The organism is Bradyrhizobium sp. 2TAF36 (assembly GCF_052114925.1).
GTDB classification, from domain to species: Bacteria; Pseudomonadota; Alphaproteobacteria; order Rhizobiales; family Xanthobacteraceae; genus Bradyrhizobium; species Bradyrhizobium barranii.
Genome location: NZ_JBFRFR010000012.1, coordinates 113,887 through 140,886, shown reverse-complemented (window position 1 = coordinate 140,886; position 27,000 = coordinate 113,887). Strand labels below are relative to the sequence as shown.

30 protein-coding genes are annotated in these 27,000 nt (G+C 64.6%); 18 read left to right on the top strand and 12 right to left on the bottom strand.

Annotation, left to right across the window (positions count from 1 at the left end; all coding sequences use genetic code 11):
- Nucleotides 1-59: 59 nt before the first annotated feature.
- A complete protein-coding gene (locus AB4Z51_RS09420; RefSeq protein ID WP_135213737.1) occupies nucleotides 60-1,052 on the bottom strand; it encodes an ATP-binding protein in 993 nt (330 codons plus the stop codon).
- 181 nt (nucleotides 1,053-1,233) lie between these two features.
- Between AB4Z51_RS09420 and yajC the strand changes: the two genes are divergently transcribed.
- The 6 genes from yajC to AB4Z51_RS09390 are packed head-to-tail and all read left to right on the top strand — an operon-like array spanning nucleotide 1,234 to nucleotide 6,884.
- Complete coding sequence (yajC, locus tag AB4Z51_RS09415; RefSeq protein ID WP_071913636.1) at nucleotides 1,234-1,608, top strand: preprotein translocase subunit YajC; 375 nt, start codon at nucleotides 1,234-1,236, stop codon at nucleotides 1,606-1,608.
- Nucleotides 1,609-1,654: 46 nt separating this feature from the next.
- Complete coding sequence (gene secD / locus AB4Z51_RS09410) at nucleotides 1,655-3,259, top strand: protein translocase subunit SecD (RefSeq protein ID WP_071913639.1); 1,605 nt, start codon at nucleotides 1,655-1,657, stop codon at nucleotides 3,257-3,259.
- Between the two features lie 11 nt (nucleotides 3,260-3,270).
- Nucleotides 3,271-4,290 carry a protein translocase subunit SecF gene (secF, locus tag AB4Z51_RS09405; RefSeq protein ID WP_028152341.1) on the top strand — a complete coding sequence of 340 codons (1,020 nt, stop codon included), beginning with the start codon at nucleotides 3,271-3,273 and terminating at the stop codon, nucleotides 4,288-4,290.
- Between the two features lie 60 nt (nucleotides 4,291-4,350).
- A complete protein-coding gene (locus AB4Z51_RS09400; protein WP_028152342.1) occupies nucleotides 4,351-4,734 on the top strand; it encodes an Mth938-like domain-containing protein in 384 nt (127 codons plus the stop codon).
- On the top strand, nucleotides 4,731-5,594 hold the full coding sequence (locus AB4Z51_RS09395; protein WP_135213736.1) for a phytoene/squalene synthase family protein: 864 nt from the start codon (nucleotides 4,731-4,733) through the stop codon (nucleotides 5,592-5,594). The genes AB4Z51_RS09400 and AB4Z51_RS09395 overlap by 4 nt, the downstream gene beginning before the upstream one ends.
- Before the next feature lie 45 nt (nucleotides 5,595-5,639).
- Nucleotides 5,640-6,884, top strand: coding sequence for a threonine ammonia-lyase (locus AB4Z51_RS09390; RefSeq protein ID WP_063983131.1), 1,245 nt, complete (start codon nucleotides 5,640-5,642; stop codon nucleotides 6,882-6,884).
- A gap of 11 nt (nucleotides 6,885-6,895) precedes the next feature.
- Here the strand turns inward: AB4Z51_RS09390 and AB4Z51_RS09385 are convergent, their stop codons facing one another.
- The gene (locus AB4Z51_RS09385) at nucleotides 6,896-8,074 is read right to left on the bottom strand and encodes an aminotransferase class V-fold PLP-dependent enzyme (RefSeq protein WP_135213735.1); all 1,179 of its coding nucleotides are present in this window, start codon (nucleotides 8,072-8,074) and stop codon (nucleotides 6,896-6,898) included.
- On the opposite strand from AB4Z51_RS09385, the gene AB4Z51_RS09380 reads away from it, so the two are divergent.
- From AB4Z51_RS09380 to AB4Z51_RS09360, 5 genes are all read left to right on the top strand, one after another.
- Nucleotides 8,064-9,233 (top strand): LysR family transcriptional regulator, encoded by a 1,170-nt coding sequence (locus AB4Z51_RS09380; RefSeq protein ID WP_441497316.1) that lies wholly within the window; start codon nucleotides 8,064-8,066, stop codon nucleotides 9,231-9,233. The genes AB4Z51_RS09385 and AB4Z51_RS09380 overlap by 11 nt on opposite strands.
- Before the next feature lie 113 nt (nucleotides 9,234-9,346).
- Entirely contained in the window at nucleotides 9,347-10,540 is a 1,194-nt protein-coding gene (locus AB4Z51_RS09375; RefSeq protein ID WP_135213734.1) for a CaiB/BaiF CoA transferase family protein, read from the top strand.
- Nucleotides 10,537-11,478 carry a hydroxymethylglutaryl-CoA lyase gene (locus AB4Z51_RS09370; protein ID WP_135213733.1) on the top strand — a complete coding sequence of 314 codons (942 nt, stop codon included), beginning with the start codon at nucleotides 10,537-10,539 and terminating at the stop codon, nucleotides 11,476-11,478. Before AB4Z51_RS09375 ends, AB4Z51_RS09370 begins: the two co-directional genes overlap by 4 nt.
- Nucleotides 11,479-11,517: 39 nt before the next feature.
- Nucleotides 11,518-12,852, top strand: a complete 1,335-nt coding sequence (locus AB4Z51_RS09365; protein WP_135213732.1) for an MFS transporter — start codon at nucleotides 11,518-11,520, stop codon at nucleotides 12,850-12,852.
- 122 nt (nucleotides 12,853-12,974) lie between these two features.
- Nucleotides 12,975-13,448, top strand: a complete 474-nt coding sequence (locus tag AB4Z51_RS09360; RefSeq protein ID WP_038933037.1) for a VOC family protein — start codon at nucleotides 12,975-12,977, stop codon at nucleotides 13,446-13,448.
- A 12-nt stretch (nucleotides 13,449-13,460) separates the two neighbouring features.
- On the opposite strand, the gene AB4Z51_RS09355 is transcribed toward AB4Z51_RS09360, so the two are convergent.
- The 4 genes from AB4Z51_RS09355 to AB4Z51_RS09340 form a co-directional block, all read right to left on the bottom strand.
- Entirely contained in the window at nucleotides 13,461-14,045 is a 585-nt protein-coding gene (locus tag AB4Z51_RS09355) for a CAP domain-containing protein (protein ID WP_439036681.1), read from the bottom strand.
- Nucleotides 14,046-14,115: 70 nt separating this feature from the next.
- A complete protein-coding gene (locus AB4Z51_RS09350) occupies nucleotides 14,116-15,210 on the bottom strand; it encodes an AMP-binding enzyme (RefSeq protein WP_135213731.1) in 1,095 nt (364 codons plus the stop codon).
- 8 nt (nucleotides 15,211-15,218) lie between these two features.
- Complete coding sequence (gene trmFO, locus AB4Z51_RS09345; protein WP_135213730.1) at nucleotides 15,219-16,646, bottom strand: methylenetetrahydrofolate--tRNA-(uracil(54)-C(5))-methyltransferase (FADH(2)-oxidizing) TrmFO; 1,428 nt, start codon at nucleotides 16,644-16,646, stop codon at nucleotides 15,219-15,221.
- A gap of 126 nt (nucleotides 16,647-16,772) precedes the next feature.
- Complete coding sequence (locus AB4Z51_RS09340) at nucleotides 16,773-16,925, bottom strand: DUF1127 domain-containing protein (RefSeq protein ID WP_007590701.1); 153 nt, start codon at nucleotides 16,923-16,925, stop codon at nucleotides 16,773-16,775.
- Nucleotides 16,926-17,565: 640 nt separating this feature from the next.
- Between AB4Z51_RS09340 and AB4Z51_RS09335 the strand changes: the two genes are divergently transcribed.
- A complete protein-coding gene (locus AB4Z51_RS09335) occupies nucleotides 17,566-17,892 on the top strand; it encodes a hypothetical protein (RefSeq protein ID WP_028152352.1) in 327 nt (108 codons plus the stop codon).
- 60 nt (nucleotides 17,893-17,952) lie between these two features.
- Here AB4Z51_RS09335 and AB4Z51_RS09330 read toward each other — a convergent pair whose 3' ends face one another.
- Together AB4Z51_RS09330 and AB4Z51_RS09325 are read right to left on the bottom strand one after the other, a co-directional pair.
- Nucleotides 17,953-18,777 (bottom strand): lytic murein transglycosylase, encoded by an 825-nt coding sequence (locus AB4Z51_RS09330; protein WP_063983140.1) that lies wholly within the window; start codon nucleotides 18,775-18,777, stop codon nucleotides 17,953-17,955.
- Between the two features lie 135 nt (nucleotides 18,778-18,912).
- Entirely contained in the window at nucleotides 18,913-19,821 is a 909-nt protein-coding gene (locus tag AB4Z51_RS09325) for a DUF2189 domain-containing protein (RefSeq protein ID WP_166341915.1), read from the bottom strand.
- A gap of 332 nt (nucleotides 19,822-20,153) precedes the next feature.
- Between AB4Z51_RS09325 and AB4Z51_RS09320 the strand changes: the two genes are divergently transcribed.
- Nucleotides 20,154-20,552, top strand: coding sequence for a DUF3597 domain-containing protein (locus tag AB4Z51_RS09320; protein WP_028156132.1), 399 nt, complete (start codon nucleotides 20,154-20,156; stop codon nucleotides 20,550-20,552).
- Nucleotides 20,553-20,605: 53 nt separating this feature from the next.
- On the opposite strand, the gene AB4Z51_RS09315 is transcribed toward AB4Z51_RS09320, so the two are convergent.
- Entirely contained in the window at nucleotides 20,606-20,875 is a 270-nt protein-coding gene (locus AB4Z51_RS09315; protein WP_135213726.1) for a GNAT family N-acetyltransferase, read from the bottom strand.
- 104 nt (nucleotides 20,876-20,979) lie between these two features.
- On the opposite strand from AB4Z51_RS09315, the gene AB4Z51_RS09310 reads away from it, so the two are divergent.
- Together AB4Z51_RS09310 and AB4Z51_RS09305 are read left to right on the top strand one after the other, a co-directional pair.
- Nucleotides 20,980-21,915: a tetratricopeptide repeat protein gene (locus AB4Z51_RS09310; RefSeq protein ID WP_135213725.1), complete on the top strand. Its 936-nt coding sequence runs from the start codon at nucleotides 20,980-20,982 to the stop codon at nucleotides 21,913-21,915.
- Between the two features lie 178 nt (nucleotides 21,916-22,093).
- Nucleotides 22,094-22,516, top strand: a complete 423-nt coding sequence (locus AB4Z51_RS09305; RefSeq protein WP_441497315.1) for an SPW repeat protein — start codon at nucleotides 22,094-22,096, stop codon at nucleotides 22,514-22,516.
- Nucleotides 22,517-22,563: 47 nt separating this feature from the next.
- Here the strand turns inward: AB4Z51_RS09305 and AB4Z51_RS09300 are convergent, their stop codons facing one another.
- From AB4Z51_RS09300 to AB4Z51_RS09290, 3 genes are all read right to left on the bottom strand, one after another.
- Nucleotides 22,564-22,839: a GNAT family N-acetyltransferase gene (locus AB4Z51_RS09300; protein ID WP_135213723.1), complete on the bottom strand. Its 276-nt coding sequence runs from the start codon at nucleotides 22,837-22,839 to the stop codon at nucleotides 22,564-22,566.
- An 11-nt stretch (nucleotides 22,840-22,850) separates the two neighbouring features.
- The gene (locus AB4Z51_RS09295; RefSeq protein WP_135213722.1) at nucleotides 22,851-23,366 is read right to left on the bottom strand and encodes a DUF3828 domain-containing protein; all 516 of its coding nucleotides are present in this window, start codon (nucleotides 23,364-23,366) and stop codon (nucleotides 22,851-22,853) included.
- 92 nt (nucleotides 23,367-23,458) lie between these two features.
- Nucleotides 23,459-23,821, bottom strand: a complete 363-nt coding sequence (locus AB4Z51_RS09290; RefSeq protein ID WP_135213721.1) for a hypothetical protein — start codon at nucleotides 23,819-23,821, stop codon at nucleotides 23,459-23,461.
- Nucleotides 23,822-23,915: 94 nt separating this feature from the next.
- Here AB4Z51_RS09290 and AB4Z51_RS09285 point away from each other — a divergent pair, with 94 nt between their 5' ends.
- The 3 genes from AB4Z51_RS09285 to AB4Z51_RS09275 all read left to right on the top strand — a co-directional run bounded on the left by AB4Z51_RS09285 (nucleotide 23,916) and on the right by AB4Z51_RS09275 (nucleotide 26,996).
- Complete coding sequence (locus tag AB4Z51_RS09285) at nucleotides 23,916-24,413, top strand: hypothetical protein (protein WP_441497314.1); 498 nt, start codon at nucleotides 23,916-23,918, stop codon at nucleotides 24,411-24,413.
- Nucleotides 24,414-24,518: 105 nt separating this feature from the next.
- Complete coding sequence (locus tag AB4Z51_RS09280; RefSeq protein WP_167767906.1) at nucleotides 24,519-26,126, top strand: acyl-CoA synthetase; 1,608 nt, start codon at nucleotides 24,519-24,521, stop codon at nucleotides 26,124-26,126.
- Nucleotides 26,127-26,135: 9 nt separating this feature from the next.
- A complete protein-coding gene (locus AB4Z51_RS09275; protein WP_441497313.1) occupies nucleotides 26,136-26,996 on the top strand; it encodes a PCC domain-containing protein in 861 nt (286 codons plus the stop codon).
- Nucleotides 26,997-27,000 lie beyond the last annotated feature (4 nt).

The window sequence follows — 27,000 nt, the reverse complement described above, 5'->3', positions numbered from 1 at the left end:
GCGCCCTTGACCCTCGCCTTCGAGGAAGGGCGGCACCTAGCCAGGTGGCGATCCGACCGCTAATTCACCGTCAGCTTCACGCCGAGCCGCCCCGCAAGCTCCTGCACGAACTGCCAGGCAACGCGGCCCGAGCGGGAGCCGCGCGTGGTCGACCATTCCAGCGCCTCGCGCTCCAGCGCCTCGTCGTCGACCTCAATGCCGAAATGGCTGCAATAGCCCCGCACCATGGCGAGATATTCGTCCTGGCTGCAGCGGTGGAAGCCGAGCCACAGGCCGAAGCGATCGGACAGCGAGACTTTTTCTTCGACGGCTTCGCCAGGATTGATCGCGGTCGAGCGCTCGTTCTCGATCATCTCGCGCGCCAGCAGATGGCGGCGGTTGGAAGTGGCGTAGAGGATGACGTTCTCGGGCCGGCCCTCGATGCCGCCTTCGAGCACGGCCTTGAGCGACTTGTAGGACGCATCATTGCCGTCGAAGGAGAGGTCGTCGCAGAACACGATGAAGTAGAAGGACGAGGCGCGCAGCTGCTCCATCAGCGCGGGCAGGCTCTCGATGTCCTCGCGATGGATCTCGATCAGCTTCAGCTTATCGGCGGCCTTGCGCTCCGCGTTGATGCTGGCATGCGCCGCCTTCACGAGCGACGACTTGCCCATGCCGCGCGCGCCCCAGAGCAGGGCATTGTTGGCCGGCAGGCCGTTGGCGAAACGCTCGGTGTTCTCCATCAGGATGTCGCGCATCCGGTCGACGCCTTTCAGCAGGAACAGCTCGACGCGGCTGACCCGCGGCACCGCAGCGAGGCGGCCGTCCGGGTGCCAGACATAGGCGTCCGCCCGCTCGAACGATTCGCGTTCGACGGCCGGCTTGCCCTGGGCGGCGAGGTGCGCCGCGATCGTCTCCAGCGCGCGGACGATACGATCCTGGGAGAGGTCCGGGGCTGCCTTATCGACTGCCTTGGGGGTTGCCTTGGGACGTTTTGCCGCGACGCGGGCAGGCGTCCTGGCAGGGGTGCGGGGGCCTTTGCCGGCCGGGCTTTTGCTTGGTTTTTTGGGCATGTCCGAAGTTCCTGAGAATGCAGCCTTATCGGGCCTGAGGGCGCGCCGCAAGATGGCCAAATCGACGGTCTGGCAGCGTTGCAATTGGGGCAATGGCCGCTATAGTCCGCGCGAATTTGACCGAACCGGTCGCCTTTGAGGGCCTGACCGGTTTTCCCCCGTTTCCACGAGGATCGTCCGAATGTTCATTACCCCTGCGTATGCCCAGGCCGCGGGCGCCGGCGACACCAACAGCATGTTGATGTCGCTGCTGCCGTTCGCCCTGATCTTCGTGATCATGTACTTCCTGATTCTGCGCCCGCAGCAGAAGAAGGTGCGCGACCATGCCGACCTCGTGAAGAACATCCGCCGCGGCGACACCGTCGTGACCTCGGGCGGCCTCGTCGGCAAGGTCACCAAGGTCGTCGACGACGACCAGATCGAGTTCGAGATTTCCGACGGCGTGCGCGTGCGGCAGATGCGCCAGATGATCTCGGGCGTGCGCGCGAAGGGCGAGCCGGCGAAGGAATCCAAGGATAGCAAGGAAGCCGCCAAGGACGACGCCGCGTCGAAGTGAGCGCTTCCGCGAGCATCCCAATCTCCTGATCTGACAGGTCCAGTCGATGTTGTATTTCACGCGGTGGAAGGCGCTCGGGATTATCCTGACGGCGCTGATCGTGTGCCTCTGCGCGGTGCCGAACTTCTTCCCCGAAGCGCAGGTCAAGACCTGGCCCGCCTGGGCGCAGCGCCGGCTCGTGCTCGGCCTCGATCTCCAGGGCGGCTCCTATCTGCTGCTCGAGGTCGATTCGAGCTATGTGAAGAAGGAGAGGCTGGACCAGGTCCGCGACGACGTCCGCCGGACCCTGCGCGATGCCAAGATCGGATTCACCGGCGGCGTGACCGTGCGCAACGACGCGGCCGAGGTTCGYATCACCAAGGAATCCGACGTGCAGCCGGCGCTCGCCAAGCTGCGCGAGCTGTCCCAGCCACTGGGCGGACTGATGGGATCCAGCGGTCAGCGCGACCTTGAGGTGACCGATGCCGGCGGCGGCGTGATCCGCCTGGCGATTCCGCAGGCTGCGATGCTCGACCGCATGCGCAAGACCATCGAGCAGTCGATTCAGATCGTCGAGCGCCGCGTCAACGAGCTCGGCACCGTCGAACCGGTCATCCAGCGCCAGGGCAACGACCGCATTCTGGTGCAGGTCCCAGGTCTTCAGGATCCGACCCGCCTGAAGGAATTGCTCGGCAAGACCGCGAAGATGGAATTCCGCATGGTCGATGCGTCCGTGCCGCCGGATCAGGCGCAGCAGGGACGGTTGCCGCCGGAATCCGAGCTGCTGATGAGCGCCTCGCCGCCGCCCACGCCCTATGTGGTCAAGAAGCAGGTGCTGGTCGCCGGTGGCGACCTGACCGACGCCCAGGCGAGCTTCGACCAGCGCACGGGTGAGCCGGTCGTCAGCTTCAAGTTCAACACCTCGGGCGCGCGCAAATTCGCGCAGGCCACGCAGGAAAACGTCGGGCTGCCCTTCGCGATCGTGCTCGACAACAAGGTGATCTCGGCGCCCGTCATCCGCGAGCCCATCACCGGTGGCCAGGGCCAGATCTCCGGCAATTTCACGGTGCAATCGGCCAACGATCTCGCGATTCTCTTGCGCGCCGGCGCGCTTCCGGCCCCGCTCACGGTGGTCGAGGAGCGCACCGTCGGTCCGGGCCTCGGCCAGGACTCGATCGAGAAGGGCGAGCTTGCGGCTTACGTCGGCTCGATCCTGGTCATCATCTTCATGCTGCTGACCTACCGGCTGTTCGGCGTGTTCGCGAACATCGCGGTGGCCATCAACGTCGCCATGATCTTCGGCCTGTTGTCGCTGCTCAACGCCACGCTGACGCTGCCCGGCATCGCCGGCATCGTGCTCACCGTCGGCATCGCGGTCGACTCCAACGTGCTGATCTACGAGCGCATCCGTGAGGAGTTGCGGGGTGGCCGCAATGCGATTTCGGCGATCGACGCCGGCTTCAAGCGGGCGCTTGCGACCATCCTCGATTCCAACATCACCACCTTCATTGCTGCCGCCGTGCTGTTCTACATCGGCACCGGCCCGGTGCGCGGCTTTGCCGTGACGCTCGGCATCGGCATCATCACCACGGTGTTCACCGCCTTCACGCTGACCCGGCTGATCGTAGCCTGGTGGGTGCGGTGGAAGCGGCCGCAGAGCGTGCCGATCTAGGAGCTAAGACCGTGACTCACTACGTTCTCATCGGGCTTGGCATTCTCATTGCCGTTCTCACCGTGGTCGCAGCGCTCGGGCTGCTGCCGTCGCTGCGCATCGTCCCGGACGATACGCATTTCGACTTCACGCGCTTCCGCCGGATCAGCTTCCCGATCTCGGCGGCGCTGTCGATCGTCGCGATCACGCTGTTCTTCACCCATGGCCTGAATTTCGGCATCGACTTCCGCGGCGGCACGCTGCTGGAAGTGCAGGCCAAGTCCGGCGCCGCCGACATCGCCGCGATGCGGACGACGCTCGATGCCTTGCATCTCGGCGAAGTCCAGTTGCAGCAGTTCGGCGGCCCCGAGAACGTCCTGATCCGCGTCGCGGAGCAGCCGGGCGGCGACGCTGCCCAGCAGGAAGCCGTGCAGAAGGTGCGCGGCGCGCTCGGCGATTCCGTCGAATATCGCCGCGTCGAGGTGGTGGGACCGCGCGTGTCCGGCGAACTGCTGGCCTATGGCATGCTCGGCCTGATGCTCGCGATCGTCTCGATCCTGATCTACCTCTGGTTCCGCTTCGAATGGCAGTTCGCGCTCGGCGCCATGATCGCCAACGTGCACGACATCGTGCTGACGATCGGCTTCATGTCGATCAGCCAGGTCGATTTCGACCTGACCAGCATCGCGGCCCTTCTGACCATTCTGGGCTACTCGCTCAACGACACCGTCGTCATCTACGACCGTATCCGCGAAATGCTGCGCCGCTACAAGAAGATGCCGATGCCGCAGCTGCTCAACGAGTCGATCAATTCGACCCTGTCGCGTTCGATCATCACCCACTTCACCGTGACGCTGGCGCTGTTGGCTTTGCTGCTGTTCGGCGGCCATGCCATCCACAGCTTCACCGCGGTGATGATGTTCGGCGTGGTGCTGGTCGGCACCTATACCTCGATCTTCATCGCGGCCCCGATCCTGATCTATCTCGGCGTCGGCGAGCATCGCGAAGATGCGCCCGATACGGCTACGCCGGCGAAGAAAAACAAGGCATGATCCGAACCGCATGCCCTCGCAGGCGTTTGCGAGGGCAGTAAGCTCATTCGGACGAAGCACATGGCCGGCGATCCCAACGCACCGCATTTTCCCCGCTCGGCGCCGATCGAAGCCTATGGCAAGGGCGGCTTCGCCTTTGCCGGCATGTCGCATCGGGGATCGCTGCTCTGCCTGCCCGACGCGATCTGGGCCTGGGACGTGACGGACCCGACGAAGATCGACCGCTATTCGCTGGATCGCGTCTTCACGGCGGCCAACAGCATCGACACGCTTCTGATCGGTACCGGAACCGGCGTCTGGTTGCCGCCGCCGGACCTGCGGCAGGCGCTGAAGGCGGTGAGGGTGGTGCTGGATACGATGCAGACCGGTCCCGCCGTGCGCACCTACAACATCATGATCGGCGAGCGGCGCCGCGTCGCCGCGGCGCTGATCGCCGTGCCATGAGCAGCGCTGCGCCTCCGGCCGATTCGGTCGCCTTCTGCGCCGGCCTCGTGCGCAGCCATGACTTCCCGCGCTATGCCGCAACGCTGTTTGCGCCGGCCGCCGAGCGCCAGGCGCTGCTGGCGCTCTATGCCTTCAATGTCGAGATCGTCCGCGTCCGCGACCAGGTGAGCCAGCCCTTGCCCGGCGAAATCCGCCTGCAATGGTGGACCGACATGCTGTCGGGCCACGTCCACGGCAGCGCCGAGGGCAACCCGGTGGCGGCGGAGCTATTGCGTGCGATCAGCGATTTCGACCTGCCGGTCGAGCCGTTGTCGCTGCTCGCCGACGAGCATCAGTTCGATCTCTACAACGATCCGATGCCGACCATGGCGGCTCTGGAGGGTTATCTGGACGCGACCTGTTCGGCATTGTTTGCCCTCGCGGCGCGGGTCATGGCGCCGCCTTCGGAGGCGGCCGAGCATGTCGCAAGGCATGCCGGGCTCGCCCAGGGCATCGCGCAGGTGATTGCGAATCTGCCGCGCGACTCGGCGCACCGGCAACTGTTCCTGCCGCAGCAGCTGCTGGCGGCCCATGGCTGCCAGATGGAGGACGTGTTCGCCGGCAAGGAGACGCCAAATCTGCATGCGGTGCTGGGCCAGCTCGTGGGCGAAGCCGAGCAGCATTTGACGACGGCCTTGTCGTTGTTGCCGGAGGTGCCGGCGCCGGCACGGCCAGCGTTTCTGCTGCTGAGCCAGGTGCGGGGTGACCTCAAGCGCCTGTCGCAACCCGGGCGCAATCCGTTTGCGCCGCAGCCCCCGTCGCGGCTGCGCACGCTATGGACGCTGTGGCGGGCTTCACGTTCCCGGGAATTTACCAAATAGCGGCCGGTTTATCGCCTCAAACGGTCAAATGCTCTATGCTGTCCTATGGCTGAGTTGTCCCAAAACACGTCCCCCGATCTTAGCGGCCTTCCGGTCGCTCTGGGCGACATTCATGCCGCCGCCGACACCATCCGCGGCGCCGTCGTCGAGACGCCCTGCAGCTACAGCCGCACGCTGAGCAACATCTGCGGCTGCGACATCTGGCTGAAATTCGAAAACCTCCAGTTCACCTCCTCGTTCAAGGAGCGGGGTGCGCTCAACCGGCTCACCGCGCTGACGCCGGAGGAGCGTGCGCGCGGCGTCATCGCGATGTCGGCGGGCAACCACGCGCAGGGCGTCGCCTATCACGCCAAGCGGCTCGGCATTCCCGCCACCATCGTCATGCCGGTCGGCACGCCCATGGTGAAGGTCGAGAACACCAAGCACCACGGCGCCGAGGTGGTGGTGACGGGCGCGACGCTGGAGGAGGCGGCCGTCTATGCGCGCAGCCATGGCGAGGCCCGCGGCATGATCTTCGTCCACCCCTACGACGACCCGCTCGTCATCGCGGGGCAGGGCACTGTCGGGCTCGAGATGCTGAAGGCGGTGCCGGAGCTCGATACGCTGGTGGTCCCGATCGGCGGCGGTGGCCTGATCAGCGGCATCGGCATTGCCGCGAAATCGATCAAGCCGACGGTGCGGATTCTTGGCGTCGAGGCCTGGCTCTACCCCTCGATGTACAACGCCATCCATGACGGCAATCTGCCCGCGCGCGGCGACACGCTCGCCGAAGGCATCGCGGTGAAATCGCCGGGCAAGATCACGACCGAGATCGTCCGCCGCCTCGTCGACGATATCGCGCTGGTGAACGAAGCCGAGCTCGAGCGTGCGGTCGCGACCCTGATCTCGATCGAGAAGACGGTCGTCGAGGGCGCCGGCGCCGCCGGGCTTGCCGCGCTGATGTCCGATACGTCCCGCTTTGCCGGCCAGAAGGTCGGCCTCGTCCTGAGCGGCGGCAACATCGACACGCGGCTGATCGCCTCCGTTCTGACGCGTGAGCTGGCGCGCGAGGGGCGGCTGACCCAGTTGTCGCTCGATATCCCCGATCGGCCGGGGCAATTGGCCGCCGTCGCCTCACTGCTGGCCGAGGCCGGCGCCAACATCATCGAGGTCTCGCATCAGCGGACCTTCTCCGATCTGCCGGCCAAAGCGACGCTGCTTCAGCTCGTCATCGAGACCCGCGACAGCGCGCATCTCGACGAGGTCATGGCCAAGCTCGGCGCATCCGGACTGAGCGCGCGCTGCACCTGAGCGGCGCGCCGCTATCGCGGCGCCAAACCCGCGAGGTGGCCGATCAGCCGGTCGATCTCGGCTTCCGTGTTGTAGTAATGCGGGGAGGCCCGCACGACCGGTGGCAGCGAGCGGATTTCGGCATCGATACGGGTGCTCCCCGGATCTGAAGCGCCGATGGTGATGCCTGCCGCAGCGGCGCTTCTGACGATGGCGTCCGCCTCATACCCATCCAGCGTGAAGCTGACGATGGCGCCCGGTGCGCGTCCGAGGTCGCGAATAGTCACGCCGCGAACGGAGGCGAGGCCGCCGCGAAGACGGTCCGCAAGCAGACGGCAGCGCTGCTCGATGGGGCCGAGGCCGATCGCGAGGGCATAATCGATGGCAGCGCCGAGACCGAGACGTGCCGCGTAATTGTTCTCCCATGTCTCGAAACGGCGGGCATCGTCACGGAGCCGATATTCACCGCGCGAGACCCAGGGCGCGGCGAAGTGATCGATCATCGGCGGCTCGAGTCGTTGCAGCATCTCGCGGCGGACGTAGAGAAAGCCCGTGCCGCGCGGGCCGCGGAGGAATTTACGCCCCGTCGCCGACAGCATGTCACAGCCGACGGCTTCGACGTCGACCGTCATCTGGCCGACCGCCTGGCAGGCGTCGAGCAGATAGGGAATCCCGTGCGCCCGCGCGATCTTGCCGATCGCCGCCGCGGGATTGACCAATCCGCCATTGGTCGGAACCCAGGTGACGGCGATCAGCTTCACGCGCTCGTCGATCATGCGTTCGAGCGCGTGGACGTCGAGCTCGCCGGTGGCGTCGCTCGGCACGACATCGATGATCGCGCCCGTGCGCCTTGCGACCTGAAGAAACGCGACGTAGTTGGCTGCGTATTCCGCTTCGGCGGTCAGGATCCGATCGCCCTGGCGAAACGGAAGCGCGTAGAACGCCATCTGCCAGGCAATTGTCGCGTTCTCCATGAGGGCGATCTCATCGGGGGCGGCATTCAGAAGGCGCGCTACGGAGCCGTAGACCGCATCGAGCCGATCGGACTCGCGGTCGGCAGCGGCATAACCTCCGATCTCGCCCTCCAGATCGATGTGGTCCTTCATTGCCGCGACGACGGCAGTTGGCATGAGGGCCGCGCCGGCATTGTGGAGATAAGCGAGGCGGGAGGCGGCCGGGGTGTCGGAACGTATCCGGTCGATGTCGATCAAGTGCTGGTCTCCGCCTCTGCTATCCCGATCCCATGAATTAGGCGCGTTGACGAGCGCGAGCAAGCTCATGTGCAGCTTGGAACAAAATGGCGGATTATTGCCTCGTCTTGGTATCGGATTCCAAATCGGCGGCCTTTCTCCCCGGATTTTGAGAAACCCGGTGGCTTCGAACGCTATATCTTCCCGGATCGGGAAACAGACCATGCAAGAGAAAACGCAATCCCGCTCAATGACCGGGACGCCCAGGACCAACATCACCCGACGGATCGACCTCACGACCCTCAGGCTGTTCATCGCCATCTGTGAGGAAGGCAATTTGACGCGCGCCTCGCAGCGCGAGGCGATCGCGCCCTCTGCTGTCAGCAAGCGCATGCATGATCTCGAGGAAGTGCTCGAGGTCGCGCTGTTCGAGCGGCATCCGAACGGCATGGCGCTGACGCCGGCCGGTGAATCGCTGCTGCATCATGCGCGCGTGACGTTGCTCAACGTCGAGAAGATCGCCGTCGACATGGCCGAGCATGCGCGCGGCGTGCGCGGGCATGTGCGGATGCTGGCCAATCTGTCGTCGATCGTCGAATTCCTTCCCGACGATCTGCCCGGCTTCTTTCGCTCGCACGAGTTGGTGCGGCTCGATCTGCAGGAGCGCCCCAGCGCCGATGTCGTTCGCGGCGTCGAGGAGGGCGTGGCCGAAATCGGCATCTGCTCGGCAGACGTGTCGACGCGCGGGCTGGAGCGGTTCTCCTATCGACGCGACCGCCTCGTCATCGTGGTGCGATCCGATCATCCGCTTGCGTCGGCAAGAGACGTTTCGTTCGCCGATACACTCGACTACGACCATGTCGGCCTGTTTGCGACCAGCTCGATCTATCTGCGCTCGCAATACACCGCGCAGCAGATCGGCAAGTCGATCCGGTTGCGGGTCCACGTACCGGGTTTTGATGCGGTCTGCCGGATGGTGCAGGCCGGCATGGGGATCGGCCTCATTCCCGACCGTGCGTTCGAGGTCCTCAGTCACGGCATGAATCTGACGGCCGTCGAGTTAAGCGACGACTGGGCCGATCGCGAACTGGTGCTGGTGGCCAGGGATCCCGCGGGATTGTCGGCGACGAGCCAGTTGATGCTCGATCATCTGCGATTGCCCGGAACCAAACCTCACTGATGGCGGCCTTCGTGTCGTTCGTCATCCGCGAACGCGTGTTCATCAAAGGATATTGGACTTAAGGCCCTGCGCTCGGCGACACCACGATCAAAGACGATCGAGGAGCGCCAGACGTGGACGGACCATTATCCGGAATACGAGTCGTCGAACTCGGAACTTTGATCGCGGCACCATTTGCCGCGCGGCTCTTTGCTGAGTTCGGCGCCGAAGTCATCAAGATCGAGCAGCCGGGCAGCGGGGATCCGTTGCGCAGATGGCGCAAGCTGCATCAGGGCACCTCGCTCTGGTGGTACCTGCAATCCCGCAACAAGAAGTCGATCGCGATCGATCTGAAATCGCCTGACGGGCGCGACGTCGCGCTGCGCCTGGCCGCGCAAGCCGATGTCGTGATCGAGAATTTCAAGCCAGGAAGCCTCGAGAAGCTTGGCCTCGGCTGGGACGTGCTCTCAAAGCTCAATCCGGACCTGACACTGGTCCGCATCTCCGGCTACGGGCAGACCGGCCCTTACCGCGACCGCTCCGGGTTCGGCGCGATCGGAGAGGCCATGGGCGGGCTGCGCTTCACTACCGGCGATCCCGACAGCCCGCCGGCCCGGGTCGGCATCAGCATCGGCGACAGCCTTGCTTCGCTTCATGGCGTGATCGGCGCGCTGATGTCGCTGCTTCGTGTCAAGACAGGGCAGGGGCGAGGGCAGGTGGTCGACGTCTCGCTCTATGAGAGCGTGTTCAACCTGATGGAGAGTCTTGTCCCCGAATATGACCTCATGGGTCATGTCAGGACCCGCACCGGCGGCGCCCTGCCGGGCATCAGTCCATCCAATACATATCCCAGCTCCGACGGGCGCCATGTCGTGATCGCCGGCAACAGCGACGCGATCTTCAAACGCTTGATGCTGGTCATCTGGCGGCCGGACCTTGCCGACGATCCGGCCCTTGCCAGCAATGACGGACGTGTCCGCAGCAACGCCTTGCTCGATGCTGCCATCACTGCATGGACCTCGCAGCGAACGATGGACGAGATCCTCGCACGTCTCGATGCGGCCGACGTTCCCGCGGGCCGGATCTATTCCGTCGCCGATATTGTCGACGATCCCCATTACGCCGCCCGCGAGATGATCCTGCAGACCGAGCTGCCGGGCGATGTCACCGTAAAGATGCCGGGCATCGCGCCAAAGCTCTCCGACACCCCGGGCGCCGTCAAATGGCCTGGCCCGACGCTGGGACAGCATACCGACGAGGTGCTCGCGGGTCTCGGCTTGCAGGCAGGCGATATCGCGCAGCTGCGCCGCAGCGGAGCGGTGCAATGACGGCGCCGCCACCGGACATCCGGATCCAGGAGGTCGCTCCGCGCGACGGCCTTCAGATCGAAGCGAAATGGGTCGAAACCAGCGAGAAAATCCGGCTGATCAATTCGCTCTCTGCGATCGGCTTCAGTCGCATCGAGGTCTCGTCATTCGTGTCAGCGGCGGCCGTGCCGTCGCTGCGCGACGCCACGGACGTCTTCACCGGCATCGAGCGGCGGCCAGGCACGATCTATACGGCGCTGATCCCGAACCGGAAGGGTTCTGAGCTGGCGCTGGCCGCACGCGCCGACGAGCTCAATTTCGTGATGTCGGCGAGTGAAACGCACAACCGTGCCAACATGAACATGACGCATGCGGCGTCGCTGGCGTCGCTCAGCGAGATCGTGAAGCCGGCCCACGCAGGCGGCGCGTTGGTCAACGCGACGGTTGCGACCGCGTTCGGCTGTCCGTTCGAAGGCCTGCAGCCTCTCGAGAAGGTGCTCGATATCGTCAAGCGCTATCTCGATCTCGGGGTCGACGGCGTCACGCTCGCCGACACCACGGGCATGGCCAATCCCAATCAGGTCTCGCAGCTGGTTGCCGCGGTCTTGATGCTGGTCCCTGCGGACATGCTTACGCTTCACTTCCACAACACGCGCGGTCTCGGGCTGGTTAACGTCCTCGCGGCCTATGACACCGGCGCGCGCCGCTTTGACGCCGCGCTGGGCGGCCTCGGCGGATGTCCATTTGCGCCGGGCGCCACCGGCAATGTCTGTACCGAAGACCTCGTCAATCTCTGCCACGAGACGGGCTTGCGAACCGGTCTCGATCTGCAGCGCTTGATCGATCTCTCGTTCCGATTGCCTGGAGTGGTCGGACATGAGGTGCCGGGACAGGTCGCCAAGGCCGGCCGTCCCCTCGATCTGCACCCCATACCCGAGCGGCTGCGACGCTCGGGCTGATCGACCGCTATCAAAATTCAAAACACATTGGAGGAAACCATGACGATTGCCACGGCGGCGACTGCCGACCTCGATACTGGACTCACAGAGCATCAGGTCATCAAGAAGATTGCGTGGCGGCTGATGCCGCTGATCATCGTCTGCTACTTCTTTGCGTTCTTCGACCGCGTCAACATCAGCTTTGCCAAGGCTGCGCTCCAGGCCGATCTCGGCCTCAGCAACACAGCCTACGGATTTGGCGCCAGCCTGTTCGTCGTTGGCTACGTCCTGCTGGAAGTGCCGAGCAATATGCTGCTCTATCGCTTCGGCGCGCGGCGCTGGATCGCCCGCATCATGATTTCCTGGGGGCTGGCGACGGCGGCGATGGTCTTCGTTCATAGCGAGTGGCAGTTCTATGCGCTGCGCTTCGTGATTGGCGCCATGGAGGCGGGATTTGCGCCCGGCATTCTCTATTACCTGACACTCTGGTTTCCAAAATCGCATCGCGGCCGCATGACGTCCGTGTTCTTTCTCGCCACTGCATTCTCGGGGATCATCGGCGCGCCGATCTCGGGTCTCATCCTCAACTATCTGAACGGGCTGCACGGTCTGGCCGGTTGGCAATGGCTGTTTCTGGCTGGCGGCATTCCCTGCGTTGCGCTTGGCTTCGTCGTGCTGCTGCGCTTCGACGACGGGATCGAGCAGGCCGAATGGTTGAGCGACGACGAGCGCCGATTGATCTCGGTTCAGCTGGACCGCCAGAAGAACGAGATCGGCGAGCATTCGGCATGGCGCTCGCTGCTCATGCCCGGCGTGCTGCTGCTCGGATTCATCTACTTCCTGATCCAGATCGCCTCCTACGGCCTCAATTTCTGGGCGCCCGACCTGATCAAGGCGGCCGGGGGCGGAAGCGCGGCTGCGATCGGCTTCCTGACCGCCGTTCCCTATATCTGCGGCGCCATCTGCATGATCGTCGTAGGCCGATTGTCGGATGCATCGGGGGAGCGCCCCAAATTCGTCGCGGGTCTGGTGCTGACGGCGGCGGTGGGCTTCTTCGCCTCGGGCGTATTCGACAGGAACGTCGTCACGCTGGTTGGCGCGCTTGCCATCCTTGGTGCCGGCGTGGTTGCGGCCATTCCGACATTCTGGACGCTGCCTCCGAAAATTCTCACCGGTGCGGGGGCAGCGAGCGGGATCGCACTCATCAACACGCTGGGGCAGGTCGGCGGCATCGTCAGCCCGGTCATGGTTGGCTCGGTCAAGGATGTGACCGGCAGCACGACGCCGGCGCTCTATGTCATTGGCGGCTTGTGCGTGCTCTGTGCGTTGCTGCTGCTGACGGTGCTTCCGCGAGACCTGAAAGCCAGGGACGTGGCGGAACCCCGGGTCGCATAGGCCGCGGCATTGGCGCGCCTTGGTGAGGCGCATTCAAGAGGGTATCTAGGCGAAAGACATCACACCGCCGTCCATTCTCAATGGATGGCGGTGTGATGGCCCGGAACCGAAGGGGACGCGCAATGGCGAAGAACACGATTTGCCTCTGGTACGACAAAGACGCCGAGGCGGCTGCCCGCTTCTATGCCGAGACGTTCCCCGACAGCGCAGTGAGCGCCATCCACCGCGCGCCCAGCGACTACCCGTCGGGTAAGGCCGGCGACGTGCTCACCGTCGAGTTCACCGTGGCCGGGGTCGCCTGTCTCGGCCTCAACGGCGGTCCGATCTTCAAGCACAATGAGGCCTTCTCGTTCCAGATCGCCACCGACGATCAGGAGGAGACCGACCGCTATTGGAACGCCATCATCGGCAATGGCGGGCAGGAGAGCGCCTGCGGCTGGTGCAAGGACAGATGGGGCCTCTCCTGGCAGATCACGCCGCGGGTGTTGACTGAGGCACTGGCGGCGGGCGGTGCCGAGGCCAAGCGCGCCTTCGATGCGATGATGGGGATGACGAAGATCGATGTCGCCGCGATCGAGGCCGCGCGCCGCGGCTGAAATTTTCTCGTCTCAGATACAGAGGCCGAGCAGCTTGACGTGGCAGCCGCTGGATTTGGGCTTGCTGGCGGGCGCGGCCTCGCGCTTCACGGCAACCAGCGGCTCCTCGTCCTTCTTGCCTTTACCTTTGCCCTTGCCCTTCGGCTCGTAGTCGCCCGCGATCACCATGGCCCAATAGGTTCGCTTGCCGCTGGCATTTTTTGCGCTCGCGATACCGACGCGGGAGGCGTTGTGCAGCAGCAGGTTCTTGCGATGCCCGGACGAGTCGATCCACTGTCCCAGCGTCTTCTCGAAATTGTCGTAGCCGTAGGCGATGTTCTCGGCCGCGCGGCCCGCGCCGGCCGGTGCGACGCGCCGGTTGAACGGGCCGAGCGCGTCGTGGCTGAGGTCGTCCTTTGCCGCCATCGCGCGGGCCTGGTCCATGGCGATGCGGTCAAGGGTTGAATCGCGGACGACGCGGACTTCGCCGTTCTTGAGGCGAAAGCCGGAGATCAGCTCGGCCGGGGATTCGGCCATCGCGGGCGCAGCTGCGAGCAGCAGAAGGCCAGCGATCACGCCGCCAACCACACCATGCATCATCACCCTCCGAATGCCCATGACCCGCCGCCCGAATGATCCGATCGCTTCTCTATCGCCAATGTGGACGCTTCAAGGCGCGAGCAGCCCGTCAGCCCGCCGGCAGGTCCGCCTCGAAATTGAAACGGTCCCGCAGGTTCTTCCGCTGTTCCAGGATGTCCTTGAGGAAGGCGCGGTCCTGGTCGTTCTTCATCATCGGCTCGATCAGGTCGAGCTGGTTCATGGCGACCAGTTGCAGGATCTCGGTCCGCGGCTTGCCGCTGGTATCGCGGGGCAGCGCGTGTACGACCTGGATGTGCTCCGGCGGCTTTGGACCCTTGGCGGCCGAAAGTTCGCTGCGAAGCTCGCCTTCRAGCGTGGCCTGATCGGCCTCGACGAAGGCATAGAGCCCGACGCCGGAGCGGCGGTCGGCGAAGGCGACGATGGCGGTGTCGCGCACGGCCGGGTTCTTGCGGATCAGCTCGGCCAGCACCGGCGCGTCGTTGACCAGCCGGCGGCCGCCGCCCTCGCGGTCGGTGAAGTTGAACAGGCCGCGCGTGATCGCGCGATAGACCTTCTTGCCGGTCGCGAGCCACAGGCTGGCGGCGAATGATTTCTTCGCCAGGATTTTTCGCTCGCGCGGCGTCAGCGCCTCGGGTGCATAGGAACGCTTGTGCTTGAGCAGATGCCGCAGGTCCTCGTAGGCGAGGATGCGGTAGAGCCGGCCACGTCGGTTGAAGCAGGCCGCGAGCTGGAAGTCGGTGACATAGGCGCGGCCGTCGCGGCCGACCAGCCAGTTCTGCTCCTTGGCGAGATCGTTGTGGCAGATGCCGGCGCGGCGCAGCCGGCGTAGCGCCGCCTTGGCCGAGCGGAAATAGGCGAGGTCGCCATGCGGCTTGGCGAGATGGAGCGCGACGCCGTCGACAAAGCCGCGTACCAGGGCGCGGCGTCCGGCCCACAGCAACTCGGGGCCGACGTTCAGGCCTTTTGCAAGAACGAGTGCGTGTTTCTCGCGCGCGAACAGATGACGGGCCAGGAGGAATGACCACCACGGCACTTCGTCGAGCCGGCGCAGCACGGCGTCGACCTCGCCGCTGTCACCGCGGAAGCGGCCGCGCTCGACGGTCGAGAACACGTCGCGCTTGAGCAGCACGCCCTCGGTCCAGCGCGCCGACAGTGTCGCGGCGTCGTCTTTGGGAAGACTCATCGAAAAACTCACGCGGCTGCGGCGATGCGCAGGTGATCGGCGATCCAGCGATCGAGATCGGCGAGTGCCAGCGCGCTCATCGCCTGCTTCTTGGCCACCGTCTTTTCGTTGCCGCGCAGGCGCGTGCCGTCGGGCTTCTTCGTCGGCGCGCTCGCGAGCGGCGGGAACAGGCCGAAATTGATGTTCATCGGCTGGAACGAGCGTGTACCGGGCTCGATGGTCTCGATATGGCCGCCGGTGATGTGACCGAGCAGCGATCCCAGTGCCGTCGTAGCGGGCGGGCTCGCCAGCGTCTCGCCGCGCGCATCCGCCGCCGCATAGAGACCGGCGATCAGGCCGACGCTGGCGGATTCCACATAGCCCTCGCAGCCGGTCATCTGACCGGCGAAGCGCAGCCGCGGCTGCGCGCGCAGGCGCAGCTGGCCGTCGAGCAGCTTTGGCGAATTGAGGAAGGTGTTGCGATGCAGGCCGCCGAGGCGGGCGAATTCGGCCTTCTCCAGCCCCGGAATGCTGCGGAAGATGCGTTGCTGCTCGCCGTATTTCAGCTTCGTCTGGAATCCGACGATGTTGTAGAGCGTGCCGAGCTTGTTGTCCTGGCGCAGCTGCACGATCGCGTAGGCCTTCGTGGTGGGATCGTGCGGATTGGTGAGGCCGACCGGCTTCATCGGGCCGTGGCGCAACGTCTCGGGGCCGCGCTCCGCCATCACCTCGATCGGCAGGCAGCCGTCGAAATAGGGCGTGTTGGTTTCCCATTCCTTGAACTCGGTCTTCTCGCCTGCGATCAGCGCGGCGACGAAGCCGTCATACTGCTCCTTGGTCATGGGGCAGTTGATGTAGTCGGCACCGGTGCCGCCGGGGCCGACCTTGTCATAGCGCGACTGGAACCAGGCGACCGACATGTCGATGGACTCGCGATGCACGATTGGCGCGATCGCGTCGAAGAAGGCGAGAGCGTTCTCGTCGGTCAATTCGCGGATGGCGTCGGCCAGCGGGGCGGAGGTGAGGGGGCCGGTCGCCACGATCACGTTGCTCCAATCGGCCGGCGGCAGGCCGGAAACCTCGCCACGGGCGATCTCGATCAGGGGGTGGTCGTTGAGCGCCTTGGTGACGGCCGCCGAGAAGCCGTCGCGGTCGACCGCGAGCGCACCGCCGGCGGGCACCTGGTTGGCGTCGGCCGCGCGCATGATCAGCGAGCCGAGCCGGCGCATTTCGGCGTGCAGCAGGCCGACGGCGTTGTTGGCGGCGTCGTCCGAGCGGAACGAATTGGAGCAGACGAGCTCGGCGAGCCCATCGGTGCGGTGCGCTTCGGTCATGCGGTCCGGCCGCATCTCGTGCAGCACCACGGGCACGCCGGACTTGGCGACCTGCCAGGCGGCTTCGGAACCGGCAAGGCCGGCGCCGATCACGTGCACAATGTTGGATTGGGTTCCTGTCATGGGGCGGACAGGTAGCGCTTTTCGGCGGTCAGTGGAATCGCCGAGATGGAGTTTTCTGCCATCAGAAACGACAACGCCCGCACGAGGCGAGCGCTATCGGTTCGTCCGGTGAAGGGCTGAACGAAATCAGCCCTGATACTGACCGGCGGCAACGCGCGGGATGTCCGAGCGATCGAGGCCGATGTCGGCCAGTTCGCGATCGCTGAGCTGGGACAGCTCGGCAACATTGCGCTGATAGTCCCGGAAAGCCTGGATCATGCGGATGAGCGAGAGCAGCATTGGTAGTCTCCTGTAGTTCGATTCAGCCCTTGCCCGGGCCTCATCGTTGAAATGAATATAGGTGAGAGTGGTGCAGTGCGAAAGTTCCGATGTTGCGATGCAGCTAAGCGCGAGGTGCATAGCGGTGGTAACGGACGATTAACCCGGGAGCACTCTCGCCTAAAGGGTAGGCGAAATAGGGAATGCTTTGCCATAAATCACCGTGAATTCACGGGTTTACTGCAACCACTCTCGTTACCGGTGAAATGGAAATAGGTAGGGTTCCAACTGTTCTCAAGGCGATCAGTCAGCGCCTGCGCCCAAGTCTCGCATGCGCGAATCGCATGATAGCGGAACTATAGATATGAATATAAATCCATTCATATGTGGGACACTATGCGACCGGGTCCCGACGATCCAACTCGCTTTGGGCTGGCGGATCACCAGACGGCCGGGCGTGAAGCCTGCCGAAACTCACCCTGCCTCGTTTCAGACCGCAACCGCCTCTCTGGTGCGGTGCACACACGCCGAACGTGTGGCGTTCATTACAAGGGTGTAATGAAAATCAGAAATTTTGCATGGTGCCTCTGCGCCGCACGCAACATCACGCAATTCTCGCGAGGAATTTATTGCGGCAAGTTGCCGCGCCCGGAGGAAAGTCATGTCGCAGATTCTGGCAATGTCGCTGGTTCTGTCACAAGAACAAGAGAAGGAAAGTAACATCATGACGAAGTTACTCGGGGTTATCGCAATTGCCGCCGTCGCGTTCGCCGTCGCGCCGGCCCAGGCTGCCAAGCACGCCATGGGCGGTTGCAGCTCAGCCAACCTGGAGAAGACGGAGACCGCGATCGAGAACATGGCCGACGGCGACAGCAAGTTCGTGGCGCAGAAGGAGATCGCGGCTGCGCAGGACGCGCTTCTCAACGGCAAAATGGGTGTGTGCGGCGCGCACCTGAACAAGGCGATGAACGCCACCATGGGGAAGTAAACGCACCAAGAGAGGGCCGATCGCCGGGCGATCGGCCCTACGCGTCCTGTCGGGCGCTATTTAAGGGGCGCGTGCGAGCTGGGTCGCGAAATAGGCGACGGTCTTGGAGTAGACTTCGCTCTTATTCCATTGCTGCAATACCGCAAAATTCGGACTGCCCGGCTGCCAGTCCTTGCCGCGCTGCCAGCCGTAGCCCGCGAGATAATTGGCGGTGGAGGCGAGCACGTCGGGCGCGTTGTGCAAGAGGTCGCGCTTGCCATTGCCGTCGAAATCGACGGCGTATTTCATCCAGGACGACGGCATGAACTGGGTCTGACCGAGCTCGCCGGCCCATGCGCCCTTCATGTCGGCGGGGGCGAGGTCGCCGCGCTGGACGATGCGCAGCGCATCCAGCAGCTCGGCACGAAACTGGTCGGAGCGACGGCAATCATAGGCCAGCGTTGCCAGCGAGCGGATGGTGGCGAACTTGCCGGTGTTGACGCCGAAATCGGTCTCGAGACCCCAGATCGCGACCAGCACCTCGCCGGGCACGCCATAAGTCTGTTCGATGCGGGACAGCACCGAGCCGTACTGCTTCATCATGTTGGAGCCGCGCTGCATGCGCGGCGGCACCATGCGGCCGGAGAACTCCTCGAAGGTCTGGGTGAAGACTTTTTGCGAGCGGTCCCGGTTGAGCACGCTCTGATCGAGCGTCACGCCGGCAAGCCCGGCGGCAACGGCCTGCTGCGAGACGCCCTTGGCCGCGGCGTCGGCTTTGAAGTCCGCGAGCCAGGCGTCGAAATTGCCCGAGCCGCAGGCAACAGCGGCGAGGGCTGGCTGGGCGGTTAGGATTGACGCGGAGAGGGCGAGGGCTGCGAGAGCGAGACGAGAAATCGTCGGGGTCATCAGATGAAATGGATTCCGTGAAGTGATCTGACCGGCGGGGGCAATTTCGATTGTAACCGCGGCCAAAGCAAGGCGTATGACAGCACGCAATCCTGCCCGAGCCGAGCCCGGGCAGGATCGCATGTCACGATATCGTCAGGCGTCCGTCCGATTGCGCCAGGGGAAGAGGTTGGCGGGGAAGTCGGCGGCCGGCTTGCGCGGGCGATGCGGCGGGGGCGGCACCGGACGTGCACCGGGCTCCGAGACGATCACCTTGCGGTAGAGGTGCCAGGTGGCRTGGCCGAGCAGGGGGATCACCACGGCAAGGCCAAGGAACGCCGGAATCGTACCGAGCGCTAGCAGCACCGCCACGATCAGGCCCCAAGCCGCCATCGGCACCGGGTTCTTGGCGACGACGCGTAGCGACGTCACCATCGCCTCGAAGGCGCCGGCATGGCGGTCGAGCATCAAGGGGAACGACACGGCGCTGATGCAGAGCGCGGCAAGCGCAAACAGAAAGCCGGTGCCGCAGCCGACCACGATCAGCCACCAGCCTTGCTGGGTCGTCAGAACGCGCGTCATGAAATCAGAGATACCGGTCGCGCCCTCATAGCCGAACGCCGCGACATAGATCGCCTGAGCGGTCGCAACCCAGGTCACGAACAGAGCGAGCAGCAGCGTGCCGAGACCGAGCATGGCGCCGAACGAAGGCGAGCGCAGTACCTCCATGGCATTCCAGGCGCTGGCCTCCTCATAACGTTCCCGCCGGCTGGAGAGCTCATAGAGACCGAGCGCGGCGAACGGGCCGATCAGCGCGAAGCCTGCGGCCAGTGGGAACAACAGCGGCAGCACCGAATAGCCCATCACCGCGCGGGCGAGCACGAGGCCCAGCACCGGATAGATCACGCAGAGGATGATGGCGTGGCTCGGCACCGCCTTGAAATCTTCCCAGCCGCGCCTGAGCGCGTCGTGCAGATCGGACAGTTGGATGGTTCGGATCACCGGTCCAGCCGCATCCGCGGGCTGGGCCACAGTGGGGACATTGCCCGGGTAGAGTGTGGCCATGGTCGCTAGCTCCCTTGCCATGCAGCCGAATTCGGCGCCGGCAACGGCGCAAGCGGCCGCTTTTCTGAGTTTCGCGATTCCGGCCAGACGCGAATTCCGGACGTCATCGCGAACTGAAAGTGGAGCGTACGCCCATTTCCGAGTCCTGTCCCACACGCTTGGTTGAGATTCGATGCCGCACCGCAACCTCAACGATGTCATTCGGTCGTCATTTCGCCGCAGATAAGCTGATGCTGGTTGTCGGTTCGCAGAACTTCGCGGGCGTAACGCAGTAACTTCGTCTATAAGTGCCACTCAAGGCCCTTCCAACGGATCCTTTTCGGGGAGAAGACATGAGCATTTTCGGGAAAATCATGGGCGCGATCTTCGGCAGCCATCCGGCTTCCGCCGCGCCCGCAGGTGGCGCACCCTCGGGTAGCGCACCCGCCAGCGCCGCGCCGGGCGGATCGGCGCCTGCTGCCGCGCCGATGGCAACCGTGGACGTTGCGGCCATCGTCGACAAGCTGGTCGCTGCCCAGAAGGAGAAGCTGGAATGGCGCACCTCGATCGTCGACCTCATGAAGGCGCTCGACATCGACTCCAGCCTTGCCGCGCGTAAGGACCTCGCCAAGGAGCTCGGCTACAGCGGTGACATGAACGACTCGGCGAGCATGAACGTCTGGCTGCACAAGCAGGTGATGTCCAAGCTGGCCGCCAATGGCGGCAAGCTGCCGCCGGAGATCAAGCACTGACCGATTGCTCGGTCGTAAGCCAGGGGCCCGCGATCTCGCGGGCCCTTTTGCGTTCAGGCGACGAGGTCTGCTTCCTCCGGATGCCTGTCGAGATAGTCGACGACGAAGCCGCAGCCGGCGATCACCTTCTTGCCGTCACGGCGGATCAAGTCCAGCGCGCCCTTGACCAGCTCGGATGCAATGCCGCGGCCGCGTAGCGCGTGCGGCGTCTCGGTATGGGTGATGATCACGGCCGACGGCGTCAGCCGGTAATTGGCGAAGGCGATTTCGTTGCCCGCATCGAGCTCGAAGCGACTCCTGTCCTTGTTGTCCCGTACCGCCATGCCAGATCCCTTCGAAGCGCTGCGTGTGCTCTGATCTAGGCGCCTGAACCGGCCCTTGCCAAGGTGCGACCAAGGGAGGTTGCCGCAGGGGAGATATCCGGAAAATGCGTGTCCCGCTCAGCCTCTTGGCGCTGCTTGCGGCGCTCGTCTCGACCGCGCCGGTGTCGGCTGCGGCCGAAGGCGCCCCGGCCTGGGAGGCCTGCGTCGGGCTGACCAGCACGCCGGACGCCCGGATCAAAGCCTGCTCGACTGTGATCGATACCAGGAGCGAGAGCGGGCAGAGGCTCGCCGGCGCCTATTGCAATCGCGGCCATGGGCTCACCGAGAAACGCGAACTCGACGCCGCGCTGTCCGATCTCGACGAGGCAGTCCGGCTCGATCCCGGCTATGCCTGCGCCTACAACAATCGCGGCCGCGTCTACAGCTTCAAGCGCGATTACGATCGCGCCATCGCCGAATACGACCAGGCCATCAAGCTCGATCCGTCGCTGGTGCTGGCCTACAGCAATCGCGGCGAGGCCCGTTTCAACAAGGGCGACCTCGACGGCGCCTTTGCCGATTTCGACGCGGCGATCAAGCGCGATCCCAACTATGTCACCGCCTACGCCAACCGTGGCTTCGTCTACGCCCGCAAGCACGACACGGCGCATGCGCTTGCCGACTACAGCATGCGGATCAAGCTTGCACCGGATCTGATTGCCTATATCGACCGCGGCAACGTCTACCGCGACAGCGAGCAGCTCGACCGGGCCTCCGCCGACTACGGCGAGGCGATCCGCGTCGCGCCGACCGACGCACGCGGCTGGCGCAATCGCGGCATGATCCGGCTCTATCGGGGCGACAACAAGGGCGGCCTCGCCGACTACGACAAGGCGCTGCAATACGATCCCTCCGACGTGTTCTCCTGGAACAATCGCGGCCAGGCCAGGCTGCGCCTCGGCGACAGGCAGGGCGCGATTGCCGACTTCAGGAAGGCGCTGGAATTGCGTCCAGGACTGCCGTCCGCGCATGATGCACTGCAGAAGCTTGGGGCTCTGTAGCGAGCGTTCGATCAACGCGTGAGCCATAATTCGCTAATGCTGCCTCGCTGGCAAAAAACATCAGTCCGTCTTGCAATCGTGCACCCGGTTCCCCACGTCTCGTTACAGGACATACGCCCGAATGCGGCCGGCACGGTCGCTAGACATTCGGAGTGTCATGATCGCCAGCCGCTGACGTATGCCTCTTTTGGAGGAGGGTACGATGTCGGACTTTAGTTTCATCAAGACTCATCGAACATGGGAAGATTGGTGCGGGATGCTGCTCGGCGCGCTGATTGTCGCATCGCCGTGGTTCCCCATCCAGGATCACTCGTCGATCGTCGAACGCCAGACGATGATCCTGAACACGGTCGCAATCGGCCTCGTCGTATTTGGCCTGAGCCAGCTCGAATATGTCGCGTTGCAGCGCTGGCAGGAGGTGGCGACGATCCTGGTCGGGCTGTGGCTTATCGTCTCGCCCTATGTGTTCGGTTATTCCGGCGAAGGTTTTCTCCGGATCTACCATACGAGTCTGGGAGCGGTAGCGGTGATCCTCGGCGTGCTCCAGCTGTGGCAGGACTGGGATCTGAGTGACCAGGATATGCTGAAGCATGGGCAATAGGCGGTAGATTTGAGCAGGCCTGCCGCGCGCTCGGCGGCCTGCGCTCGCTATCTCTTCACCAAATCCGCATACTCCGGATGTTTCTCGATCCACGCCTTCACGAACGGGCATTGCGGGATCAGTTTCAAGCCGGCCGCGCGGACCCGGTCGAGCGCGCCTTGCACCAGCTTCGAGCCGACGCCCTTGCCACCGAGCTCTTTCGGCACGTCGGTATGCTCGAAGGTGATGACGTTGCCGTCGAGCTTGTAGTGTTCAGTCGCGAGATGGCCCTCCACCTCCAGCTCGAAGCGATGATCGGCCTTGTTATCGATGACGTCGCTCATGGTGTCTCCCGTCAGGTCTTCAACGAGTCCGCCAGCATCTTGCGGATCGACCAGGCCTCGCCGTCGGACGAGCCCTTGATGTCGTCGATCCGCCAGCTGTTGGCCTCGCGCACGAAGTCATAACGCACGATCTGGTCGGCGGGTTTGCGGTCGTTGCGGTGGCCGGTGATGGTCACCGCGATCGTCGCCTTGTCGGCCTCCATCTTCTCTGCGTCAACCTTGAAGGATTTCACGTCCGGTTCCTGCGAGTTGGTGACGGGATCGAAATCGACCGGACCAACGTCGCCCTTCGGCGTATGCGCATCCGCCTTGGCCCACAGCGCGACCAGCGCCCTCGAGAGATATTTTGTTTTGGCCGCCTTGTTCTCGATGACGAAGGCGCCGCCACTATCGCCTTTGCCCTTGGCTGCGCGCGTGTAGATGGCGGTCAGGATCGCGACGGGATCGCTGGAGGCAGGCATCACGGCGAATGCCGGGGAGGCGGTGGCAAGCAGAGAGGCGGCGACGAAGGTCCGACGGGTGAGCATGAAATGTCCCTGAGATAATGACGTGCGACCGCATGGCCGGAGCGGCCGGCGTCAGCGCGTATCTCTGTAGACCGATGGCGCGGCCGCTCGGTTCAATCGGTCGCTTTGGCGAGCCTGGAATCTTCAGATTGCGGCTGCGGGCGGAGGCAACCCTGGCAGATGACGAGGGAGCGGGTGACCTTGGCGTCCTGCTCGGCCTCGATGCCGTCCTGGGCCTGCCACCATTCCTTCGAATAGGGCTGAAGTCCGGCTTGCGACCTGTTGTGCTCGGAGCCGGCGTCGGCGCGCGTGGCACGCGGAGCCCCGGAACGTGGCTGGTTGGGATCCTCGCCGGCGCCATCCCAGGCATAGCGCGCAGGCTTGAAGGCGGGGTCGGCGGAGAGGTGCGCCTGAGGCGCCACGGCACATCCGGCGAGCGCCAGCGACAACAGGAGGAAGGCGGGCGCTTTGACCATGATGCGGCACTCTTTACGCGAGAACTGAGCGAGGTTGCGCCGATCGTGTTTAAAATTCCCTGAACGGTCGCGGCCGCGCTGGCGACAAACGCGAATGCGCTATCTGATCCTCCTGCTCACACTGCTCGCCACCGCTGCGCGCGCCGATGATGCAAAACCGTTCAATCCGGCCGATTATCCGCCCGGCGTGCAGCAGGCGCTGCGCTACGCCAATGAGGAATGCGACAGCCAGGACGGTGGACTGGTGACCTTCGCGCCGGACACCGTGCGCAAGATCGACCTGACCGGGGACGGCCGTGAGGATTACATCGTCGATTTCCGCGACACCAAATGCGGGGAGCGCGAGACCACCTATTGCGGAACCGGCGGCTGCGTCATGAACGTCCTGGTGACTCTGCCCGATGGCAGCGTGCGCCCCGTGTTCGACGGCTATGTCCGCAGCTACAAGATCTTGCCGCCGCCGATGAAGCGTGGCGCGGCGCGCACCATTCGCTTCGATCTGCACGGTAGCTATTGCGGCGGTTTCGGTGCGCAGGCCTGCTGGAAGGAGAAGGCCATCACGGCGACGCCGTTTGYGTTCAAGCAGCCGTAGGGCAGATGCGCGACCGGCGGCCTTGCTACGCCGCATTCGATGGCGATAAATGGGCTGCAAGGAGCGGGCGGCTCGTGCGCCGCCCGCCGTCGAAGAGGAAGCCCGATGCAGCCCCTGCGCATGTCCCGCCGCGTCATGAATCTCGCTCACATGCTGACCCAGAATGCGCGGCGGCATGGGTCGCGTCCTGGTTTCGTCTGGGGGGACAAATCCTGGACCTGGCGCGAGATCGATGCGCAGGTCTCGGCGCTGGCCGCCGCACTCGCCGCGCGCGGCATCGCCAAGGGCGACCGCATCCTCGTCCATTCCAAGAACGGCGACGAGATGTTCTTCTCGATGTTCGCCGCGTTCCGGCTCGGTGCGGTCTGGGTGCCCACCAATTTCCGCCTGATGCCGGATGAGGTCACCTATCTCGCGCAGGCCTCCGGCGCGAAGGCGTTCCTGTGCCACGTCGATTTTCCCGAGCACGCTGCAGCCGTGAAGGGGGGGGCGCTGGAGTTCACCTGGAGCGTCGACGGCAAGGGCTCGTTCGGCGAGCGCTCGGTGGCGGAAGCCATCGCCTCGCAGGCCGGTGCAAGCGTTGCGAACGTCGCCGTCGAGCACGACGATCCCTGCTGGTTCTTCTTCACCTCCGGCACCACTGGCCGCTCCAAGGCCGCGGTGCTGACCCACGGCCAGATGGGTTTTGTCGTCACCAACCATCTCGCCGATCTCACCCCCGGCGTCACGGAAGCGGATGCGTCGCTGGTGGTGGCGCCGCTGTCGCATGGCGCCGGCGTCCATCAGCTGGTGCAGACCGCCCGCGGCGTATGCACCGTGCTGCTGCCGACGGAGAAATTCGACATCGACGAGGCGTTCCGCCTGATCGAGGCGCATCGGGTCAGCAATCTCTTCACGGTGCCGACGATCCTGAAGATGATGGTCGAGCATCCCGCCGCCGACAAATACGATCATTCCTCGCTGCGTCACGTGATCTATGCCGGCGCGCCGATGTACCGCGAGGACCAGAAGGCCGCGCTGAAGAAGCTCGGCAAGGTCATCGTGCAGTATTTTGGCCTCGGCGAGGTCACCGGCAACATCACCGTGCTGCCGGCGGCGCTGCATGATCCCGAGGACGGGCCCTATGCGAAGATCGGCACTTGCGGCTTCGAGCGCACGGCCATGCAGGTCTCGATCCAGGACGACGAGGGCCGCGAGCTGGCAGTCAACCAGAGCGGCGAGATCTGCGTGATCGGGCCTGCAGTGCTCGCCGGCTACTACGACAACCCCGAGGCCAATGCGAAGGCGTTCCGCGACGGCTGGTTCCGCACCGGCGACCTCGGGCACATGGACGAGGAGGGGTTCGTCTACATCACGGGACGCGCCTCCGACATGTACATCTCCGGCGGCTCCAACATCTATCCGCGCGAGATCGAGGAGAAGATCTTGACGCATCCTGCGGTCGGCGAGGTCGCCGTGCTCGGCGTGCCCGACGCGACCTGGGGCGAGGTCGGCGTCGCCGTCTGCGTCGCGCGCGAAGGCGAGAAGCCGGTGAGCGAAGCCGAGATGGCGGCGTTCCTCCTGCCGAAGGTGCCGCGCTACAAGATGCCGAAGCGGTTCTTCTTCTGGGAGGCGTTGCCGAAGTCCGGCTATGGCAAGATCCCGAAGCGCATGGTGCGCGATGAGCTCGAGGCGCGCGGACTGCTCGATCTCGACAACAAGCAGGCGGGCTGAGCATACGCGATGCGAAGTATCAAGCAGCCGGGCGCGCCTGTCGCCGAACGCATCCAATGGGTCGAGGCGAGGGGGCGCGCGTTCTCGTTCAGGCTCGAAGCGGGTCTGCCGCTGCTCGAAGCCGCTCGGCGTGGTTTTGCGGCGGAGGGGTTTGCCAGTGGCGTGCTGAATTTTGGCAGCGCTGCGCTCGGACCATTCGCATATGTGATGCCGGCGCTGTCGAAGACAGGTGAGAACGCAGCGTTCTACAGTGACACTTTTCGCCCCAGCGGCGTGATGCGCACGAAACTCGGCAGCATGACGCTCGGTATGCGCGATGGCGCCCCGTTCTTTCATTGCCACGGGCTCTGGACGGAGCCGGACGGCAAGGCAAGCGGCGGCCACATGCTCCCGGACGAGACGGTTGTCGCCGCGCCGTTCGAGGTCGAAGCGTTCGGCATCGACGGCGCGATGTTCACCGCGGAGCCCGATCCCGAGACCAATTTCAAGCTGTTCGGGCCGGTGCCTGGTGTGAGCACCGGCGCGCGCACCACGAGCCGCGCCTTCTCACTTCGGCTGCGGCCCAACCAGGATTTTGCCGGCTGCCTCGAAGCGTTCTGCCGCGCGCATGGCATCGCACGCGCGAAGATTCACGGCGGCGTCGGCTCGACCATCGGCGCGCGCTTCACCCATGGCGGCGTGACCGAACCGTTCGCGACCGAGCTCGCTGTGACAGCGGGGACGATTGTACAGGGCAGTTCGGGTGCACCGGAGGCGGCGCTCGACATTGCCCTGATCGACTACACTGGCGGCATCGCTGAGGGCCGTCTGATCCGTGGGGACAATCCCGTGCTGATGACCATGGAGCTGGCGCTCGAGGTGTTGGGCTAGTATC